The organism is Aquisalimonas asiatica (assembly GCF_900110585.1).
Classification (GTDB): domain Bacteria; phylum Pseudomonadota; class Gammaproteobacteria; order Nitrococcales; family Aquisalimonadaceae; genus Aquisalimonas; species Aquisalimonas asiatica.
In genome coordinates this window covers 1-21,602 of sequence record NZ_FOEG01000017.1, presented here as the reverse complement: position 1 = coordinate 21,602, position 21,602 = coordinate 1, and the positions used below count along the sequence as shown (strand labels likewise).

Here is a 21,602-nt window from a genome sequence, read left to right as displayed (position 1 = left end):
GACGTATTTCTGCTCGGTACCAGTGTGGCGGTAGAGCTTCTCAAAATCATGCGCGAGAGAACTGACCACCTTTCTCTGGTAATTGCCGCCAAGCAACTTTATTTCCATTACGAAATAGTCCTCTTTATAGAGATCATACTTCTTCTGGGACGCATTTGTTACTACCCTCTGGTCGCCGAGAAAAAGAAAAATCTCACCTTGAAGCCACAGCTCCCGACATCCTCTAGCGGGTAAAATCTGCTTTATACGGTCTGCCTGAAGTGTAAAGAACTCCGGAATCCAATCAACTTTCCTGGTCAGTGCCATATACTCTGCCTACCTGAAACAACGCTGAGCTAAGCCGCTGGCCGGCGTGACCTTGCCCGGCTGAATTGGACACCTCTTCGTTTCCCCTGGACTTCCCGGCACCGTCGACCTACTCGAACCAGAGCAACCCAAGTTCGGCTATGTCCATTTCGCCTTTCGACGGTGAGTAGTAGGCTTGGAAGAATCGAAAGTTCGCGCGCCCTTCTGCTCGACATTTATTTTCGATCACCTTCGCGATTCTTAGTTTGTCCTCACTACTCATGCGCATGCCAAAAACGATACCGTCAAGTTGCGAGAATTGGTAGGTCAATGGTTCTGGTGCAGGGTCATCGGTAAACACCGTTGAAGCGATCAGACGTTGCTCATCCTCGTGCGCCCAATCAGGGTGCTTCCAGGTGGCGCGCTCAATGGCCTTCTCCCAATGGGCCTTACGCCAAGCCTCCATGTCATTAGTCACGTCTTTCAGCCGAGCGCTGGGCATCCCCGATTGTGACCTCATCCAGGTGCGCTCCAGTTTTCCCATCGGTAGCATCGCGATCTCGAGGAAGCTGTCGAGCGCCGGCGGTCGGTTGCGATAAGTAACCGAACGGACCTGAAGCTCGCACCCTTGAGCCCCTGTCCCAACCATACCTTGGACGCGAAAGAAACGCGTGCCGCCCCGCTGTTCCGTACGAAAAACTAGAGCTGCCCCCCGATGTTCGGCTCCGTACGTCCCCCACATTGATGCGTTTGTACAGCGACGACTGAAACATGCAACCCGCCATGGAGTGAAGTGCAGGTCTCGAAGAAACGCATCGACATACGTCTCAGGAAATCGCGCCATGAGCGCTATCAGCTTCCGAGCCCAGTTCTTGTCGTCGAGCCGGCTGAGCATCCCTAGCTCAAGCTGGTGGCTAACCATATTGGAGATGCTCGCCTCGACCTCGAGCTGGTCCTCAACCGGCATCTTGACTGTTGGCGGCTTGAGTGCCGCTGCCTCCCAGCCATTTACAACGGTCTTCACGGAAGACCCAGTGCGCCCTAAAGTAGGCAGCTCGAACTCACTGAGGTCATGTTTCTTGAATACTCGAAATAAGTGGGATAATGCCGTCTGATGAATAAGGGACAAGAGGTTTGTGAGGCGCTCGCGCCGCATCGGCACGGTCCGACGACCGAGTATGCTAGCTAGTTCTGTACTCTCGATTTCGGCGCAGAAACCCGAGCTGAACTCGCGGTAAAGGGCTCGGAAGAAGTCGCTGGGAAGATCCTCCTCGGTGAGCCACGCACCCACCTTGGCCTGGTTAATCTCCTCAGGCTTGACGTGCAACCATGCGCTCGCGTACCAGATCAGCGAGAGGGCGTAGTGCCGGAAAAGATTTTCCCACAGCACTTGATCCCCATCCCAGAATGCGTCGCTGAGACCCTCCATAGGGTCATTGAGAGCATCCGGCTGTGCAAAATAGATCGTTTGCTTTTCAAGTTCCTGAAATCCGCCCCTTTCAAGGTCGTCATCCAAGAGCGCCTTGACGCTCCTAAAACGAAACAGAAACTCGCCGTCGTCCAGACTTTCCTTGCCTTCGCCCCCACCCATCATTTCAACTTCCGAATGAACGGCGCGTAACCGGAAAGCAAGTCAACCTCGCACCCTCGCCTGCTACCATTGATTCCGACACACGTCGCTTCATTAGTTTTCCGGGTGGCGTGGTTCATTGCCATTTGACGAAGCCGGCGGATGGGTTCGTCATGGCGCCCGCTATTGCCTCACGCCGATGATGCACGCCGCCACTCGTTCTTCGATGGGCGAGGTGAGCTTGAGGCCCTTCATTGCCTGGCTGATCGCCTCGAAAGTGAGTCGGTGCGACCCGCTGGTCAGGGGCTTATACAGGTCTTTCAAGAGTAACGGCCGGTTGCGCTTTCGCTGTGCGAGTTCGCTGTACCAGGCAGGGCGGATGAGATCGAGCCAGCGCTCGGCAAGATCGTTCCAGTCCGGCACCTCGTCCTCCCTCGGACGCTCGACCAGTTCAATCAGCCGACCATAGAAGTCAGCCTTCTCCTGTTGCTGCGCTTCGGATGCCTCCCGCTGATAAACATGAACAACCAGCACCAACTCGTCCAGGGCCCGCTGCTTCTTCCTCGGGAGGAGCCTCTTCTCTGCGTCGTGCAACCTGCCCAGGAACGTATCCAGGAGCTGTTGCGCCCCCTCATCGAGGTCACCCGACTCCGCGTCCGGGCCGAGGCGCGCACGCAGACCTTCGCAAACTGTCGCAAGGGATGTAACGGGAGTCGCCACCGGGCTGTCGAACAGCAGCCACTTCGGCGCGCCCGACGACGACCCTCTGATACAGAAGAACGCCCATGGGTGTTCTGAACGAACCAGGCTCACTCGTGACAGCACCGTCGCGCTGACACCACGAGTGGACTCATACAGCGCCTCGCCGATAATCGCCTCGGAGCCAAGGACAAGATTTCTTACCGGCGCGAAGGCATCCTCGATCCCATCCCATCCGCTGTCGTTGAGCGACTCCTCGACCTCTCTGGCCATATCCAGGGGCTTCACTCTCGCGTCGTCGCGCTCGGACCGGCCCTGGATATACTCAGGCAACGGCAGATTCGACCCGAGCAATGCTTCCACCTGCTCATAACGCTCGATGAAGCGTTCATCCGTGCGCAGTGCGAACTCAGGCGCATCCTCTGGCCACCAGGCCTCGATCTCTTTGTGCGGGCTGTCCATGCGATCGATCCGCCCCACCCGCTGCTCCGCGATTCTGATCACGCTCGGCATGTCGAGCAGGAACACGCACGACGCGCTTTGCAAATTGATCCCCTCAGACATGCTGTCGGAGCAAAGAGCGACCATCGCCTCCCTGTCCGCGGCTTCAGCACCGGGCCTGAAGCTCTGCGTCACATGATCGCGCCCACCTCGCTCGCTGCCCGTTGCAACAACCGAATCGACTCCCCTGCGCTCAAGCCGGGATCGCATGTCGGCAAGCGTGATCGGGCGGCTGTCAAACGCGACAATATGGGCATGCTTCTTCGCAAGAGCCGCCAGCTTGTCGGCTTTGGCGTCTTGCCTCCCCGGCGACAACTTGTTCGCGAGCCGTCCGATCTCCGTATAGATCCCGATTTCTTCCTCGCAGGCTTTCGCATGTTCCTTCTCGTCGCTCAACCAGGACGGAAGCGGAATGCTGAGCTTGTTCGTCGGTGGTTGACCGGCACACGCCTTCAGCCGACCGAGAACATCCCCGGTGGCGTTCTTTCTGACGTGCTTTGCTGCCGGCACATATTGTTGCGCCCACTGCGTGCCCCGGAGATGCTCCATGAGTGCAACCCATGACGACCGTAATGTCGCCATGACCAAGTAGGCGGGCAGGCGCGCCGCGCTCTTCAAGCGCGCATCGAGGTATTGCTGTTCCGTCATGCCGCCGGGTCCTCTGAGCACCTGCGGCATCTCGATGGGTTTGACGAGGTAACTCAAACCTCGGAGTTGGGCCGCCAGGCCCCTGATCTCCCTGGCTATGGCCCGGTCCTCGTCCGACTCGGCCAGCGCATATGTAAGTGGCTGATGCCGCGGGAAACGGCACCGGTTCCCCGCACCATCCAGAAAACTATCCGGAGATTGATCCACGAGCCGGTTCAACGTCGCCTTGGTGCGCCGGACGGTGAACGTCTGAATCTCTTCTCGGTGGGCGTTGAACTCATCCTCGGTCAGCGAGCGGTCCAGTTTGTTACTGCGCAGCAGTGTCTCGAACATCTTCAACGTCTGAGCGCTGAGGTTGTCGGCACCCAGCATATCGGCCAGACGCAGCAGATCGGAGACGCCGCGATTGAGCGGCGTGGCAGTGAACAGGGCAGTATGATCGGCCATGTTGCCGAGCAATAGTCGAGTCCGGTTCGAGGCCAGGTTAAGGAAGTTGTGCGCCTCGTCCACCGCCAAGATCTGCGAGCGCCGCAGTGCTTCAGTCGCGTCATCACGGCGACTCGACCCCGCATGACTCAGCGTCCCGTGGGAGTAACTCTTCAGCGGCAAATTGCACAGACTCGCCTCGCGCTCCCACGCGTCCACGACAGCGGGCGGACACACCATGATGGGCCGCCCTTTACGCGCTCGCCCGGAGCTCCATATGCGATCAAATGTGGCACGGATGAGATGCGCGCCCATTCGCGTCTTCCCTGACCCCGTTGCATCTGCCACCAGCACACTGCCCACGGTGTCGAGCAGCCACAATGCCTGCGCGATGCCCTGCCTCTGACTGGGCCACAGAGGCGCATCCATTGGCATCAACTGTTGCTCGATATAGGCCTGCGCCCACTCCCCGTCCAGCAGTTCAGCCGCCGCCCGTGCAATCGCCTCCTGCCACTCGACCAGTCGGAGCAGCTGCTCCAGGAGCGCGATAAGCTGCTCGTTGAAGTCTTCGCCGCGCTCCCAGTAACGCTCGGCAAGCTGCCAGGCCTCCTGATGGCGTTGATCGGAGGCCACGAACCGCGCGTTGGCCTCCAGTTGTCCGCGCAGCCCACTGGCGGAGAAGTTACTCGACCCCAGCGTCGCCGCCTTCTCGGTGCAGTACATCTTGGCGTGCAACCGGACGCCCTCGACAAAGCGCGCCCGTACCTTTCCCGATCGCAAGAGGTCAATCACGGAGACGATGGTCCCGCTGAGGCGAAGCGAGATACCCCGTTCCAGCCAGTACTCCATCATTTCCTCGGAGTACGTCCATTCTGAAGCGGAGACATGCGCGCGCTGAGCCGGGTAAGGTTCACTGCCAAGCAGCAGGCGGATGTCGTCGGCAGCCGGCCCCGCCTTCGCCAGGAACGGGATCAGCTCATCCAGCGCAGCATAGCCCGTGATGATGAGTGGCCTGTGCGCCGCATGAAGGTCGCCGAGGACGGCCTCCTCTACTCTCCTTCCACCCGCTGTATAGGGAAATCGGTCGTGTGAGGGCCACTGCCCGGACGTCATGCGCCGCAGGCGGTCTTCGGGCTGGTCGAAGAGCCGGAACTGCTCCATGTCCTGCTGTCCTTCGCTCATCAAACAGGCTCCGCCTCGCCAGTGCCTCCATCAAGCAATAGCACGCTTACCCGAAGTCAGAGCTCACTCAGAGTTACAGCAACGAGTTACGTGCTACCACTCCCCCCGGACGCTGGTGCTTGTCCAGCAGCAGCCGCAAGACCAGGTGCGCCAGCTTCAGCTCGTTCTCCCGCGTCTCCATCGCCTTTTCCGCCATGTCCCGGTGTTCGTTCATGTCGTCCAGGACGAGGTCCTGCAACCTCTGCGAGAAGAGTGAGCCGCGCATGATCTGGTTCGGGTCGTTATTCAGCACCTGGGTCATGACGGACTCTTCCCGCTCCAGGCGTCCTGCAAGCCCTTTGGCATAGTGAAGCTGATCGTCTTCCCTGATATCGCTGCCGAAAATCTCGTTCAGGGATTCGATGATTTCTGACAGGCGCCTGGTTTCCGGGTCATGGGCTTTGCCCGAGCCGACGTCGCTGACCGGTTTCAAGGTGTACTCCCCCGGCGCTTCGCCAAGCTCAAGGCGATTCTCGGCCTGCTTGGTCAGGCGGTAGTGGGTGAGTTCCAGCTCGGAGACGTCGATTTCGTCATCCAGCCGCTCGATGCGCAGCAATGGATGGAGACTCCGGGCAAACACGCAAAGCTGCTCCAGATCCCGGTCGTCGTAGAAGACGATCTGCGAGAGGAACTCGTAGGCACGCACGAAGCTCTGCAGGTCCTTGCGGAAGGTATCGAGGGTATCGCGCTGCTCACCGGCTTGTTTGAGGTCGTGCTCTGCACGTTTGCGGCCACGCTCATCGCCTTTTCTCTCAGCTTCCAGCGCCTGGCGCTGTGCCTCTTGCATCTGTTTCTGGGCATCGTTGTACCGCGCCTTGAACCGATCCTTGGCGGGCTGGCACGCATTTGTGAGGCGCGCTGACTTGGCCTTGGGGTCGAAGAATGTCCTCGCGAACTCCTCCACTTCGCTCCAAGTGTAGATGCCCGCCTCGTTGAGCTTGTCGAACAGGTCGTACACCACCTGCGCGTCTGAGACATTGGCCAGTTCGGTCTGCTGGTAGTAGGGCTCGAAGGCCGCCTGGACATCGGCCGCGTCGTTGACGAAATCGAGGATGAAGGTCTCTTTGCCTGGGAAGACGCGGTTCAGGCGGGACAACGTCTGGACGCACTCCACGCCCTTCAGCTTCTTGTCCACGTACATGGCGCAGAGCTTGGGCTGGTCGAAGCCCGTCTGAAACTTATTGGCCACCAGCATCACGTTGTAGTCGTCCGTGTCGAATGCGTCAGCAAGCTTGCGGCCGTGGAGGCCCGGGTTGAGCAGCTTACTCGTCTCGGTTACCGCCTCCGGGATCACGCCGTCGGCGGGTACCTCGCCGGAGAAGGCAACCAGCGGGTGAACGTCCTCGTAGCCCTGTTGTTGCACATACTGGCGCATGGCCAGCATGTAGCGCACCGCTTCCTGGCGACTGGCGGTGACCACCATGGCCTTGGCCTGACCGTCAAGCAGGTGGCGCAGGTTTGCGCGGAAGTGCTCGACGATGACTTCCACCTTCTGGTTGATGTTATGCGGGTGCAGACGAACCCAGCGCGCAAGCGTGGCCGAGGCCTTGCGCGACTCCACTTCCTCCTCGTCGCCGTGGGGGTGCGCCAACCTCCAGGCGACGCTGTAGGTCACATAGTTCTTAAGCACATCCAGAATGAACCCTTCCTCGATGGCTTGGCGCATGGAGTAAAGGTGGAACGGCTCGGGGAGATTATCCTCACCCTTTGGCTCATTCGGGTTCGGTGGCCGGCCGAAGAGCTCCAGCGTCTTGCCCTTCGGCGTCGCGGTGAACGCGTAATAGCTCAACTGGGTGGGCGGCTTGCGTGAGGATACCGCTGCATCCAGCACATCCTCGGCGCTCACCTCATCCTCGTCTTCCTCCCCTTCGCCACCGCCCAGAAGGGCCTTCAGCTTCGTCGCTGACGCACCGGTTTGAGAGGAATGGGCCTCATCAGCAATCACGGCATAGCGGCCCTGAGCAAGCGCCTTATCTTTCTCAAGCGCGTCGTACAGCGCCGGGAAGGTCTGGATGGTGACCACGATAATGCGCGTACCCTTGCGCAGCGCCTCGGCCAGCTGCTCGGACTTGCTCTGACTCGTCTTCTCATCCCGGGTGATCGCCCGGACCATGCCCTCGGTTCGCTCAAACTGGCGGATGGTGTTCTGCAGCTGGCTGTCGAGCACGGTGCGGTCGGTGATGACGATCACCGAGTTGAACAGCTTGGCGTCGTGCGCGTCGTAGAGGCCGGCGAGCTGATGTGCGGTCCAGGCAATGGAGTTGGACTTGCCGGACCCGGCGCTGTGCTGGATCAGGTAGCGCGCACCGGCCCCCTCCTCTCGCGTCGTCTCGATGAGGCGGTTGACCACCTCCCACTGGTGATAGCGCGGGAAGATGAGGTTTTCCTTCGTCGTGATATTGCCGTGGAAGTCCTCCTCCTCCTTTCGCTCCAGATGCAGAAAGCGCTGCAGTATCCGCAGCCAGGCGTCCGGGGCAAAGACCTCGTTCCAGAGGTAACCGGTGGCGTAATCATTGGGGTCGGTGGGCGTGGAGTTGCCCGCACCGCCTTCTCGCGTGCCCCTATCGAACGGCAGAAACCGGGTGCGCTCACCGGCCAGCCGCGTGGTCATGGCCACCCGGTCCTGGCTCACGGCGAAGTGCACCAGCGCGCCGGTCTTGAACGCCAGCAGCGGCTCCACCTGCTTGTTCGTCGGCGCCTTCAGTGGCCGATCGTGCTGATACTGGCGCTTGGCCCGCTCCACGGACTGCTTGAACTCACTCTTGAGCTCCAGCGTGGCCGTGGGAATACCGTTGACGAATAGCACCAGATCCAGGCGCGGGTTGTAGTTCTCCCCGGCATGGGGCGAGTAAGACACCTCCGGCACCACCCGCAGCCGATTGGCTTGGTAGCGTTGCTCGGACTCTGGGTTCATGCCGTGGTCCGGCTTGAACGCGCAGGCCTCAATGTAATGGCCAGGCAGGCGTACCGGATTGCGCAGGACGAAGAGCGTGCCCTTCTTACGCCGCTGCCGGTCAACAGCCATGCAAAGCTGGCGTTCGGGCTCACCGGGGTACGCCTTGGTGAACTTCTCCCAGCGATCCGGATAAGCCTCCTTGAAGAAATCCACCAAATCCCGGGTGTAGAGCGCCAGCTCCCGGTCATAGCCGTCGGCTTTGCCGGTCTGCCACCCCTGGGCCGTCATCTCTTGGATGATGTCCTTCTGGAACTGGTGCTCGCGTTCGTCGGCCATGGCGTTACACGCTGCCTTCTCCGGAATCGTGGCTTTGCTGGCTGATGATCTCATCCTGCCAGTCGCTGTAGCTCGTCCTGGTGCCCTCAACGAACCAGCTCGTGCGCCCATTGGCATTTCGGCCAGAGACCACGGCCGCCGCGGCGCTGGGGCTCGAGAAGCTGTGATCCTTGGTGAACCGGCGCTTATCCGCCTCTTCAGGCGCCAGCACCCCATCCTGGACCAACTGCTGAAACAGGTCGCTGTAGCCCTTATGCTCCGATACCCAGCTTTCACGAGCCAGTGAACCTTCGAGCACGACGAACTCGCCGTCGATCTCCCGGGCCCGCGCATTGATACCGTACTTGGGAATGGCCATCTCGAAGATCGGCGAGTCTGGCGATGCAGGCGTCTGCTGAGCGGAACCCGTCTCAGCGGGGGCCTTGAGGAAGTCGAAGCCAAGCACCGGCAGAACAATCCGGATCTGCTCGGCGAAGAACGCCATGTCGGACTGGTCTGCCTCTGGCAGCACGCCATACTCGTGTGCGGTGCCATTAACCAGGCCGCAGCGTCCCGCACGCTTGGCCTGCGCCATGAGACGACTCTCCAGATATTTCACGTGGGCCTTGGTGAGGTTCTGGTCCTTACTGGTCACCAGGCAGACCTTCTCCCAGAAGTCCTTGCCGCCCTTGCCCTCTTCTCGGTTGTGCTGTTTGAGCCGTGCCGCAACATCGTCGCTTTCGCCGACATAGACCAAGGGCCGCATGCTGTTATCCGGATCCGGCCCCACCAGGAAATAGATGCCCGTGCGGGCGCACTCCGGCCGCTCGATGATTTCGGGCAGCTTGCTCCGCGGGCCGGTAAGCACGTGGCCGGTCCAGTTCATGATCTCGGCGGTCAACAGTCCGTTGGGAGCCCCATCGACCAGGAACAGGCGGATACTGCGGCCCTGGGTCATGCGGGCGCCCCTTCGCTCACCGTCGCTTCAGCGAAAGTCTCTGAGGTTGGTGGCTGCCAGTCGCGGACGTCGATCTTGCCGGTGACAGCGGCGGAGATCAGTGCCGATCTTCGTTCTCGCAGAAGCCCGATTCCGGCGTGAGCTTGAGACTCCATCTTTTCCATTTCTTCGACAGCCGTGTCGAGATAGTTGACGATTCGCCCTTGCTCAGACATCGGAGGAAATGCAGCCTTTAGGTACTTCAAATCAGGCATGTAAATTGTCTGATGAGTTGATCCCATCATCAACCTTTTAAGATCTTTCCTCATCCCCAAAAGAGCGAACCATAGAAACTGGCTATCAACCTCATTCCCGCAAACCCAAACAGCAAAATCTTGAGACACCGCCATCTCTTTTCCAAGTATTGCGGGAAACCCTACAGAGGCTGTCCGCGATAGAATCACTGAACCAGCAGGAAGCAACCGAGCCGAAGACCCTCTTAGCCCCTCATCATTTATCATCTCGGTTGTATCATACACATACCTTTTACCCCCGAACCGGATTTGCCATACATCTGAGAGCGTAAACCAAGGAATTGTACAGTTGACCCAAAAATCGGGGTTTGACCGGCTTGGAGTATGCCCGGATTCCAGCCTGCCCTTATAACGAAGCTGGGCCACGACCCAGTGTTCAGGCACCTCCCCAAGCCACTCCACCCCGGAATCCTTCATCGGCACATCCGGATCCAGCCCCTTGGTTACGGCATGGGAAATCACCGCCTGGCGCTTTTCCTTGAGCAGCTCGATCAGGCGTTGCTGTTCCGCGATCAGGGCGTCGATACGGGCGGTTTCGTGGTCAAGGAAACGGGCGATAACTCTTTGCTCGGCAAGTGGAGGCCAAGCGATAGTGAAGTCACGAGCGAAATCGTCGGGAACGCGCTTCTGGCCTCCGGCCCCGTACATGGAGGCCTCACCCAATGCCCGAAACGGCTCGGACGAAATGACTCGAAACAGGTAGTCAGGGTTCGCCTTCCTAGGGACCGGGCGGAGCACGGTGAGCTCTGTGGTACCGAAGGCGATACCGTTCCATGTTCCGCGAATCAGCGCGGATTTGCCGTTCTCGAAGCAAGGTGTGATCTTCGCGTAAGCAACGTCTCCATCGCGGACATACGTGTACCCATCGACAACCTCTCCGAGAGCGCGTTGGACAGCGAGATCCAGAGAACCATCCTGGCCCACAGCGTCCATAGGCAGGAACGTGACCGGAGTATCCTCAGGTAAACCACGCACTGCGGACTTCGATGGGTTCAATGTCGCCGCATGGCGAAGCCGGCACACGTACCAATGCGCAGGCACTTCCCCCAACCACTCAACCCCGGAATCCTTGTACTCGGGATAACTCGAAAAGCTCATCGTATGCTCGCTTCAGTGCTCGGGAGTCGCATGACTATCCCTCCATAACGGACGCTCCCAGACATCACTGGGGAAGCCCATCTGTGCCGAGTCGATTCCGTGCGCGTCCAGCAGCGTGCGGAGCCGGCGCTTCCAACTGTGGTTCGGGCTAATACGGTCCAGGAGGTACGCCAGCATTGCCACGGTGTTGTAGATCTTCCGTGGTTCATGATGATGGAAGTTCTCCGCCAGCCCGGGTGGCTTCTTTCTGGGCAACTCCATGGTCACGGTCAGGCTTCGGTTCCACACACGACTGTGGTGAGCGCAGAGGTTACGAACGTAGGTCAGGTGACGAACAAACGCCTGGAGCACGCGCTGATCCAGCTTGTAGGTGGCCGCGAGCCTGCTCCGGTCGCCTTTGCGTAACTGCGTCAGCCAGCGCGACAGGAGACCCAACGACATGACCTCGCAGACCGACCAAACGGGCGGCGACGCCGGCCGGGAGTATGTGTCTAAGTAGTGCTGGATGAACACCTCGTCGGACCGGGCGAGCTCCTTTTCCAGGCTCGCGAGGTTGCCGGCATGCCAGCGCGGGTTGGTCGCATGGGCGACATCCAGATAGGAATGCGGGCCGTAGCGATGCGCCATGTAGTACGCCCACTGCGTCCGCACGGAAACTTCGACTCGCTCGATGGCATCCAGCAGGAGAAGGCGGAATTCCCGGTCAAAGACGTAGAGGTTGAGTACCTCGTCGAACCGCGTACCCGGTCGGAACTGATGGGTGTCGTGGTCCGACTCGAAAGGGAGCCAATAGGCCGTCAGTCGGTAGTAGTTGATGTGTTGCAGGTAGTGTCGGGCCCAATCGGGGTCATCGATCACCATGCCCCGATCCAGAAGAAGCTGAACCTGCTCATCGACGGTGGTCGCGGGTTTGCCAAACTCCATTTCAGCACCCCGGAAAAGAGTAACCCGCCGGTTTGAGGGTACTCCGAAGAGCATAGCCTTGGCGGGTTTTGTTAGATGAAATTATACACTCACCCGCCTCGGCGCTCAATCGAGCAAATGCGCCATCCAAGACGCGATCAAGCCGGTTCCCCCATCGCCAGATCACGCCGACAGTTCCTCGATCATCTGCTTGATCCGGTCGGTGCACTCCTTGAGATCGGCGTCGATCTCCTCGAGCGGCCGCGGCGGCTTGAACACGTAGAAGTGGCGGTTGAAAGGGATCTCGTAGCCGACGATACCGACTTCGCCGTCCTTCTCATCCTTCTTGGACTCATCGATCCACGCATCCGGCACATGGGGCCGGACTTCGCGCTCGAAGTAGTCGTACACAGACTCGGTGAGCGGCACGTTCTCGTTGTCGCGCAGGCTGGTGTCCGGCTCCAGGTTACCCTTGTTGTCGGTACACGGCTCGGCCTCCGGGTCCCGCTCGGACAAGGCATTGAGCACAGACTTGAGCTGCGGGGCACCGAGCTTGACGTCCCTCGCCTTCAGCGCCTGCTTGAGGGCCTTTGTGAACGCCTCCCGGTCGCGGTAAACCGGCTCTCCGTCCATGGCATCAACGGCGGCGAGAATATTCACCTGGGTACCCTCGTCGAGCTTCTGGATGGGTTTTTCCTCCAGGATGCGGCGGATGCGCTCCTCGCTCGCCTGGAAGTTGAGCCGGAGGGGCCGCTCCACCGTGATGCGCCGGTAGCCGAAGGCCTGGGTCGGGAAGATCTTGCTCTCGTCCGTCTCCTCGAAGCGACCGTACAGGCGCACGATGGCGTCCTGGTCGGACTCGGGGATGTAGTTGCGCTTACTCCCGAGGGATTTGCGCATCTTGGCGTAGCGGTCCACCGCGTTGATGAGCTGGACCTTGTTGCGCCGCTGCTCGGGCTTATCGTTGGACAGCACCCAGACGTAGGTGTTGATGCCGGTGTTGAAGAACGCATCCGACGGCAACGCGACGATGGCTTCGACCAGATCCTTCTCCAGCAGGTAGCGCCGAATCTCGGACTCCCCGCTGCCGGCGCCACCAGTAAACAGGGGCGAGCCGTTCAGGATGATGCCGATGCGCGAGCCGCCCTTCTCCGCCGGGCGCATCTTGGCGACCAAGTGCATGAGAAACAGCAGCGAGCCGTCGGACACCCTGGGCAGGCCGGGCCCGAAGCGCCCTTCGTAGCCGCGCTCCTTATGTTCTTTCTGGACCTGCGTCTGCACCTTTTTCCAGTCCACCCCGAAGGGGGGATTGCTGAGCATGACGTCGAACGTCTGGCCGCGCAGCTGATCGTCCGCGAGGGTATTGCCCAGTTTGATGTTCTCGACCTGCTCACCCTTGATGAGCATGTCGCCCACGCAGATGGCGTAGGACTCGGCATTGAGCTCCTGGCCGCTCACCGACACATCAACTTCATCGCTGATGGACTTCACGTAGGCTTCTGCTTCAGACAGAAATCCACCCGTGCCGGCTGTCGGGTCGTAGATGGTGAGGATCTTGCCCGGCTGAAGCTGATCCTCCTCGCCGGTCATCACCAGCGACGTGGCGAGGTGCACGATGTCACGCGGAGTGAAGTGCTCACCCGCAGTTTCGTTGGAGCTCTCCGCGAATTTGCGGATCAGCTCCTCGAACACACTGCCCATGCCGAAGTTGGACAAACGCTGCGGGCTGAGATCGACAGCGGCAAACTCCTGCACCACCTGATACAGCAGGTCGTTGCCTTCCAGCAGCTGCACGAAGTCTTCGAAGTTGAAGTGATCGAAGATGGCCCGCGCCTGGGGGCTGAACGCATGCACGTAGCTCATCAGATCCTGCCCGGTCTGCGTGTCGGACAGTGAGGCCAGGCTCAGCGGGGAGCTGTTGTAGAACGGCTGATCCGCGGCGCGGTGCAGCATGCGGTCCTGCACCGTCTCGGACTTATCGGCATGCTGCTTGGCGGCATCCAGCACGGCGCCCTTGGTTGGCTCCAGGACGCATTCCATCCGGCGCAACAGCGTAAACGGCAAGATAACTCGGCCGTATTGGGACTGCTTCAGATCACCGCGCAACAGATCGGCGATGGACCAGATGAAAGAGGCAATCTCTGAGTGATTTTCCGTGTTCATGGACGCGGTGTTCCTTCCTGCGTGACCGAGCGGCAATGAAAGCGTGGCATCAATGGGCGACAGTCGGTGTCGTCGGGCAAAATCGCACCCTGCTCCCGCGCATGAGTTTCGTATTGTTGTAACAGAGTGCCCAACCAACCAGTCAGCGACAACAGTTTGTGCGGTGCCGGTGAGCACACTGCTCACGCCGCGGAAGCTTATCCCGCCGGCGCAAGATCGTGGCTCGAACGCATTGGCGACGTGATTCGATCGGTCTGGACCGCTCCTGGAGTCTCGGTGCGGTTCGTTTGATGCTTTTCCGGGTTCGATGTCCCCCTTAGATTCACAGGGACAATGCGACAATGGACTTCCCCCGGCGACGTATCGACGCTGCACGTCGCGACGAAGAGCGCCCCATCGACTGGCTGCGCGACAGCAAGAACATGGATCGACTCGTCGGACCCGCCGCGATGTCAGGTGAACACGGCGCCGGTTGATCCAGGCTCTGTGGCGTGAAACAGCCTCTGCGGTATGGCGCCACTGCTGGCGCCGCACTGCTGGATGCGGTTTGCGCACACCACCGGCTGCTCTACATCCACCCCTTCCGGGATGGCAACGATCGCCTGGCACGCCTTGCGCTGGAGGCGCAGCTACACGCCGCCACCTTGATGGGTTGAGGTTTTGTCACGATTCGGCAGACCTGTACCTCTTCGTGACAACCCCCGGGGTACGCCCACGCATCGACCATTCCTGCCTGCCGGCGAATGGAATCACCTGTCGCCCAATAGCCCGGATCGGGCGCCCTCCGAGGACGTGACTCGAATCACGCCTGGGCGTTGATTGTGCGCGTAGACTCTTTCCCAAACCAAAACGGACCGTTCTGCTCATTCTCAAATCCGTCGCATACGAAGGCGGCTCAGGGTGTGGGCTCTGGCAGACAGCCGGGGCAGGAACGAGCAGCCAAGGATCGAAACATCTATGGGTGGCAACGACTCTCTCGGCCTGTTCCGGGCCTCTCTATCCGTAATGGTGGCTGGTATTGCTGTGGCCGTCTTGCTGGCCGGATGCGCGAGCTCCAGTTCCGGTGGGAATGGCGGCAGCTCCGCGCCCGATGATGACCCGGTGTGGGATGACGAGCCAAGCAACGGGGACGGGGACGACGAAGACGAAGAGGAGGACGAGCCTGAACCGGTCGAAACCAACGACCAGGACTACGTCATCGACGATGGCGGCATCGCCAATCCTTGGCTGAATGCTGAGGGCGACCCGTCCTGGTCAGAACCAACCGAGGACGACGTTGAGGTACATCAAGCCGCGCAGACTATGGGGCTGCTCGATGAAGACGGCAACCGCGCCAGCTACCTCCCAGATGGCGATGGCGAACCCCTGACCGGTGATGGCGTCACTATCGCGGTGTACGACAACTTCATCATGGAGGATCACGTCCAGCTCAGTGAGCGCGACGGTGATTCGAACCTGACGAGGTATCACAACGATACCCGCGACGCTCCTGATAACCATGGAACTCATGTGGCTGCATTAGCGGCCGGCCGCAATGGTGTAGCGTCTTCAGCAGACTTGGAGCTATTCGAAGGGTACAACGATAGCGGAGACACAAGCGCGCTTCAGCCTCCTGGTGACACTGATCTGTACGACGATGTTGTCAACGACACGGACGCATCGATCGTCAACTTGTCCGTCAGTAGCGTGAACACCGATGCAGACGATCTAGCGGCTGTCCTCGATGAGGGGATTGCGTTGGTCATGGCCGCCGGCAACGATGAAGATTCCGTGCCCAACAGCACCAGCCTTGAGACGGCAAACAGGTTAGCAAACGACGACGAGGCCGGCGGGCTCGGGGTTCTTGTCGGCGCCATGGATGAGACCAATGAAGCACTGTCTGAACTTGCCCAAAGCAACGCTTCTGGCGACGTCGATGCCGGGGGGGCTGAGCACTACATCGCTGCACCGGGAGAAGCAATCCCCTCGGCCAGCACATGGAATGAGAGTGACACGTCCCTCACCGAGATGAGCGGCACCTCCATGGCCGCGCCGCTTGTCACCGGCTCCCTTGCCCTCATGAAAGAGCGCTGGTCGCACAAGGATATGGATGAGCTGGTCGCGATCCTGTTTGAGTCCGCCAACCGGGACTTCGATGCCTTTCAGGACTCCATCGATGACGCGGACGAAGACGCTGAGCTGGAATCAGACCGCTACGATCACACCCTGTCACCGGTGTTCGGTCACGGCGCACTGGACCTTGAGGCCGCCTTCGCGCCTGAAGGGGAGCTGAGCGTTGCCAGCGCCGATTCCGAGTCCAGCGCGACACTCGCCAGCACCACGCTCACGACCGGCCCGGCGCTTGGCGACAGCCTCTCGTCCAACGAGGCGCTGAGTCACGCCGTTGCCATCGATGAGCGTAACCGGGACTACGCTGTGGACCTCTCTGCCATGGCGATCGACGCCGACGCCCTGCCCGGCCGCGGGTTCGACTTCGGCGCCGCCCTTGGCGCACTGGCAACGCCGCGGACGCACTCCGAGATCGACAACCCGGCCTTCGGCACCCGCATGACCCTGATGACCCGCGGCAGCGTGGACACACTCGGCCTCGCCGAAGGCGACCGCCCGACCACCGAGTCCATGTCGCTGGTCATGGACTTCGAGGACGGCCTGCGGCTCGATATCCACCAGGCGCAGCTCGACTTCGGCACGCCGTGGCAGTCTCCGGTCCTCGCCAACGATAGCGACCTGCTGATGGGCGTGGATAGCGATGCCCACATCCAGGGGTGGGACCAGGCGAGCGTGATGGGTGCAGCCTTCCCCGTCGCGGAGAACGCCCGCCTGCGAGTAGCCGTCACGCGGGCCGCCAACGATGTTCGCACCGACGCCCTGCGCCCCAGCCCGGAAGACTCCAGCACGGCTGAAGAGGTGTCCATGGCGCTGGTCGGCACCTACGGTGAGAACACCCTCTGGCACGCTGAGACCAGCGTCATTACGCAGGATGCGCACATCCTCGGGTCGGACGGCAACGGCGCCCTGCGCTTCGGCGATAACGCAACGACGCACACCGCCTCGCTCGGCGTCCGTCACGACCAAGGGGCTGTGAGCGTGTTCGCCTGGCACGAGTACGGCATCACCCATGTGGACGCCGCCGAGCAGAGCGTGCTGGCTGGCGTGGATCGCCTCCACAGTCAACAGACCGCCCTCGGCGTCGAGCTGGACCTGTTCGATCAGGGGCGTACCGGTGCCGTGGTCTCACGGCCGCTCCGGGTCACCCGGGGTTCGGCTGACCTCAGCGTGCCGAACGGCATCAACGACGACGGCGACGTGACCTACCTGGAGGCATCCGCCGACATGAGCCCCAGCGGGCAAGAGACACGCGTCGAGGCGTACTACGCCCGCGGCTTTGCCTGGGGCGATGCCGAGGGCGAGTTCCGGCTGAACGCCACGGTACGCAACCAGCCGAACAACATCGCCTCGGCCGACCAAATGCTCGGTGCTGGTGCAGTGACTAGCGTGAGGTTCTAGGGAATGGCGCAACCATCCTATCTGGCCACCATCTCGCTCATGTTGTTCGCGGGCGGCATCCCAGGTTGTGCTTCACCGGCGCAGACGGTTGGCAGTGAAGCGGCCACTCTGGTGGCCGAGGGCACCTCGGAAGGCAGTGAAACACCGGGGCACGTAATTCTTGAGGGAGTGGCGCAGGTTCGTGAACACGCGCCGCGGGGAGTCGACGTCGACGGCATGGACCGCCTGGTCGTGATTCACGCCGGGCGCCACCCGGATGGCCGCTATGGTGCTGACGTTGGCGTGGAGGTCACCGAGGACCGTGTCCGATTCCAATGTGACGTTGCCGTCGCCGAGGGCGGTGCATTTACCCAGGCGGTGGTGTACCCGTGGCAAGCATTCGCGGTCAGCCCTGATCTCGATGTGGTCGTGGACGACTGCAGCGGCGGTGACAGGTAACCGACAATCTGCAGATAAAACTCGCTCTTGTCCATCGAGTGCGGCGTGGCCGCCCTGGCCGTCCACCATGGTGGCGTGATTGACACCGAAAAGCCTTCGATAATCTTCAACTCCTTCACTAGCTGAGGTGAACACTATTGCCGATAAATCAGCGTAACCTATCACTGAGCTAATGAGGTTGCTCGAAACAAAATTTCCTCTTTCTATTGAAAATACTTTTTATGACGCAGACTCTCTTTTCATCTATTGGAGGCCACATGCTGAGCGATTTTAACAATTACATCATGAGCATAATAAACAACCACACAGGGCTTTACCTCACGCTAGACGTCTATTTTAGCTGGCTAAACTATATAACCATAATCGCTGGGTCATCGGCCATCATCACAATGATCCTATTGGGAAGAAGAACTCTTAGGCGTTCAAACGACCCCCTTCTCTGGACCTCGAAAGAGTGCTACCAAGCATTGGACGATGCGATCAATGATCGAATGTTTGCGAAGCAGTCGCGAATATTCCGTAACATCATATTTGGCGGGGTAGGTTTCTCCGGTCTTTTAGGGATTCTCTGGACTATTGAAAACGGAACGATACTTGATCAATATTTAGAGGGGGCCTCTTACTCTGTCTTATTGCTGGTGGGATTTAGCACCATCTTTCTTCAGTACGCACAATCTCGCCTAAGAACGAATTCAATGAAATGGCATTTGCAATGGGTTCGTGATAATTTCAGAAACATAAGAGAAACAAGAAAGGAAAAAATTATCCATGAAGCCAAAAAAAGAATATCTCTTGATGGCGAAGAAGATATCGGGGAGGGGAACACGATCCACAACTCGCTCTCGAAAGACGAATACAACCGCCCGCATATCGCTAAAGATTACTTCGGTAAAATGTACTGCGTGATTTTTATTGTCGATAACGACACCATGAAGCAGTTTCCTCAGAACAGCAAACCAGAATATTTCTTGTTTGATTTGGACAGGACTGTAAAGCAGATTTACGCCTATTGGTACTCTCTAGAAAAAAGAACCATAGCGGACAACGAAGAAGAAAAAGACGACACAGAAACCTCTTCATTAATGAAGTCTCTTGAGGCGGCTTCTCTTGAGAAATATCATGCAAACGAAGTCAAGTGGGGTCCAGGTAGCGTTCAAAAGAAAGTTGAAGAAATTTTGCCGTCTGACGGGTTACCCAGGATTATTTTCTTCGTTCCACACGACGAAGACGGCCCAGGGTATAACGTTTATCGATATAGCGATATGCGAAATTTCACAAATGGTGACGCCAAGATTGTTTTTGAAATAGATTCAAATTCAGGCCGCGAGTTCAGGAAAATAATCAAAGACAAAAGGGCGGACGACAACCAAGATGAAAAAATTAGAAAGCTAGAATCAATGTATAACAAATCTGCACCTTTTAAGGCGTGACACGGGGCGTAGCCTTCAGATCAACGATCGGTTCCCGACCCAATAGGTGGCTCCTTCACTGAAGGAGCCACCAGCAAGACTGAGCAAGCAGCGATATACCCCGATTTTTCAGCAGACTCCGACTCCGTCATGATGGGTTACAGCACCAACCAGCCCCTTCGACGCCCTCCGGTCCTTCTCGAAGCCTTGCCACGGGCTTGTAGCCCGGTTTACCGTGTATCCATACACTACAGTCGTGTTCTCTGGTGTACACACATATGATCTACGCCACGCGCACAAGCAAAATGGTAGTCATACCCAGAAGGCAGTCCGCCTAAGGGTCCGGTGCGCGTGCGTTTGAGCTGACAATGATCTCTACGACGAACCGGGCTCCCGCCCGGTTTTTTCGTTTTGGAGATCGCCGTATGTCAGTACCAACAGTTAATCCTCTACGACTGCACCTGCTGCGCAGCCTGTTTCCCCGATCACAGGGCGGCACCTCCCCTCTCCCCTAGACCCGTCGCAGTGACTGCTAAAACAACCAGCTGGAGAAGCGCATGACGAACCAACTACATAACCATCTAGAACGGACTTGGGAGCAGGCTCTGGGATCGCTGCTCATTGCCGGCGATCCGCACGGCCTGTTCGCTCCACTGAACGAGGCTGCCAAAGAGCACGATCCGGAGCAGATGATCATCCTGGGAGACTTCGGCCTGACGGCCCCTTTCGAGACCGAGCTGCACGCAGCAGTCACCTCTACGCAGGTGAGCTGGATTCACGGCAACCATGATGTGGACCACGAAGCCTATTACGATGCGCTTTTCGAGGGAGCGTACGCCGACCGTTCGCTGGATGGCCGAGTAACAACGCTGTCGGGCATCCGTGTAGCTGGGCTGGGAGGGCACTTCCAGGGGAGTGTCTGGCACCCTGATACCGGCGTCAAATGGGAAAGCCGGGAGATGTTCGTCAAGCACATGGGCAAAGGAAACCGTTGGCGTGGCGGGCTGCCGCTGAAGAAGCGTGCAGCTATCTGGCCGGAAGATTACAACGCGCTGCGCAATGAGCGTGCGGACATCCTCGTGTCGCATGAGGCGCCCGGCTGTCATCCGCATGGACACAAGGCCATCAATGAGCTGGCAGAGGCCATGGGTGCCAACCTTGTTATTCATGGCCACGTCCACTGCAGCTATACGTTCGATTACGCTGATCGGGATCTGCGCGTTGTAGGGGTCGGGATTGGCGGTGTCAGCGATGCGTCAGGCGTGATCCTGCTCCCCGGCAAGCAGGACCAACAACGAGGGGCGTTACTCCGGAATGCAGTGGAGCAACGGGATGACTTGCCCAAAGGGACTCTTTCAGTCCTGGGCGAAACTTACCAACGTGCACACGGCGCGCGGCAGTTTGCTTCCATCAGATGAGACTAACCGTAACGCCCCCGTCGGGGGGAGGCTAGCCCCGCTCATCACGGATTGCCTGAATCAAAGCGAGCGCGCGGCTGGAGCTCGGGTCTCTGACGGCGCATCCTCCCCGGTCAGGGCTGGTTGAATCGGAACGCCATTTCTGTCGCGCGACATACGCCTCGAGGTCCCGCGGGTCTACACGCCGGCTTCGCCCCACCTGCACGCAAGGCAGGTCTGCGCGCTCGATCAACCGCCGGAGGGTTCTCACCGAGATGGCGAGATGATCGGCGGCTTCGGTAAGCGTCATCAAAGCTCGCATGGGTCTACTCCTGTCTATTTGTAGTGTGGTCATGACGATTCTCCACGCATTAAACAGGCCACCAATGCCGGGGGCGGCGGCAATCATCCAACCAACCGCACAGACATCCCGCGCACGGCAACATCACCACCTTGCGAGCAAGGGAAAAAGTGGGGACACTACGGGGACAGTTGGGACGAACGGACGTCAAAATTAGGCCATTGATGGCCAGTCACGACACCGCGTAACCAGCTGTTAAAAAACGGGAAAATCCATCCAATGGGTTTCGTTATAGTTTGGCCGGACACCCTTCACACGGCAGGGGTCGCTGGTTCAATCCCAGCCGCGCCCACCAAACAACATCAACGACACGACGTTGTCGCTGACTGAAAACCTCCCCGTGGCGATCCTGTAAAGGACCGCGAGGGAGGTTTTTTACGTTTGGTGTTGCCTGAGATCCAAATCGGCTCTCCCCGGCCTCACGCCGCCCCATCGCGTTCTCCCTGGACCTTTGCATATCCAGCGGCGGACCTCCTCTTCAGCGCACTCCGTCCGTCGAAACCAATTGGTATAC

Annotated in this window: 14 protein-coding genes; 5 read left to right on the top strand and 9 right to left on the bottom strand. The window is 59.3% G+C overall.

Annotated features, from left to right (window positions below):
• The 8 genes from BMZ02_RS18515 to BMZ02_RS18480 form a co-directional block, all read right to left on the bottom strand.
• The coding region (locus BMZ02_RS18515) for a hypothetical protein (RefSeq protein ID WP_216110956.1) at positions 1-306 on the bottom strand (306 nt) is incomplete at its 3' end.
• Positions 307-415: 109 nt separating this feature from the next.
• Positions 416-1,879: a DUF2971 domain-containing protein gene (locus tag BMZ02_RS18510; protein ID WP_091646558.1), complete on the bottom strand. Its 1,464-nt coding sequence runs from the start codon at positions 1,877-1,879 to the stop codon at positions 416-418.
• 159 nt (positions 1,880-2,038) lie between these two features.
• On the bottom strand, positions 2,039-5,311 hold the full coding sequence (locus BMZ02_RS18505) for an SNF2-related protein (RefSeq protein ID WP_091646556.1): 3,273 nt from the start codon (positions 5,309-5,311) through the stop codon (positions 2,039-2,041).
• Between the two features lie 73 nt (positions 5,312-5,384).
• Positions 5,385-8,582, bottom strand: a complete 3,198-nt coding sequence (locus tag BMZ02_RS18500; RefSeq protein WP_091646554.1) for a type I restriction endonuclease subunit R — start codon at positions 8,580-8,582, stop codon at positions 5,385-5,387.
• A gap of 4 nt (positions 8,583-8,586) precedes the next feature.
• Complete coding sequence (locus tag BMZ02_RS18495; RefSeq protein ID WP_091646552.1) at positions 8,587-9,519, bottom strand: GIY-YIG nuclease family protein; 933 nt, start codon at positions 9,517-9,519, stop codon at positions 8,587-8,589.
• Positions 9,516-10,910, bottom strand: a complete 1,395-nt coding sequence (locus BMZ02_RS19265; protein WP_091646550.1) for a restriction endonuclease subunit S — start codon at positions 10,908-10,910, stop codon at positions 9,516-9,518. Before BMZ02_RS19265 ends, BMZ02_RS18495 begins: the two co-directional genes overlap by 4 nt.
• Before the next feature lie 12 nt (positions 10,911-10,922).
• Positions 10,923-11,834 (bottom strand): Abi family protein, encoded by a 912-nt coding sequence (locus BMZ02_RS18485; RefSeq protein ID WP_091646548.1) that lies wholly within the window; start codon positions 11,832-11,834, stop codon positions 10,923-10,925.
• 162 nt (positions 11,835-11,996) lie between these two features.
• The gene (locus tag BMZ02_RS18480) at positions 11,997-13,976 is read right to left on the bottom strand and encodes a type I restriction-modification system subunit M (RefSeq protein ID WP_091646546.1); all 1,980 of its coding nucleotides are present in this window, start codon (positions 13,974-13,976) and stop codon (positions 11,997-11,999) included.
• A 491-nt stretch (positions 13,977-14,467) separates the two neighbouring features.
• Here BMZ02_RS18480 and BMZ02_RS18475 point away from each other — a divergent pair, with 491 nt between their 5' ends.
• The 5 genes from BMZ02_RS18475 (at position 14,468) to BMZ02_RS18455 (ending at position 20,748) form a co-directional block, all read left to right on the top strand.
• Positions 14,468-14,632: a Fic family protein gene (locus BMZ02_RS18475; RefSeq protein ID WP_091646544.1), complete on the top strand. Its 165-nt coding sequence runs from the start codon at positions 14,468-14,470 to the stop codon at positions 14,630-14,632.
• A gap of 301 nt (positions 14,633-14,933) precedes the next feature.
• Positions 14,934-17,483, top strand: coding sequence for a S8 family serine peptidase (locus BMZ02_RS18470; RefSeq protein WP_091646543.1), 2,550 nt, complete (start codon positions 14,934-14,936; stop codon positions 17,481-17,483).
• Positions 17,484-17,486: 3 nt separating this feature from the next.
• On the top strand, positions 17,487-17,921 hold the full coding sequence (locus tag BMZ02_RS18465; RefSeq protein WP_091646541.1) for a hypothetical protein: 435 nt from the start codon (positions 17,487-17,489) through the stop codon (positions 17,919-17,921).
• Positions 17,922-18,178: 257 nt separating this feature from the next.
• Positions 18,179-19,351: a hypothetical protein gene (locus BMZ02_RS18460; RefSeq protein WP_091646539.1), complete on the top strand. Its 1,173-nt coding sequence runs from the start codon at positions 18,179-18,181 to the stop codon at positions 19,349-19,351.
• A 536-nt stretch (positions 19,352-19,887) separates the two neighbouring features.
• Complete coding sequence (locus tag BMZ02_RS18455; protein WP_091646538.1) at positions 19,888-20,748, top strand: metallophosphoesterase family protein; 861 nt, start codon at positions 19,888-19,890, stop codon at positions 20,746-20,748.
• 31 nt (positions 20,749-20,779) lie between these two features.
• Here BMZ02_RS18455 and BMZ02_RS19455 read toward each other — a convergent pair whose 3' ends face one another.
• The gene (locus tag BMZ02_RS19455; protein WP_425425098.1) at positions 20,780-21,037 is read right to left on the bottom strand and encodes a helix-turn-helix domain-containing protein; all 258 of its coding nucleotides are present in this window, start codon (positions 21,035-21,037) and stop codon (positions 20,780-20,782) included.
• Positions 21,038-21,602: the final 565 nt, after the last annotated feature.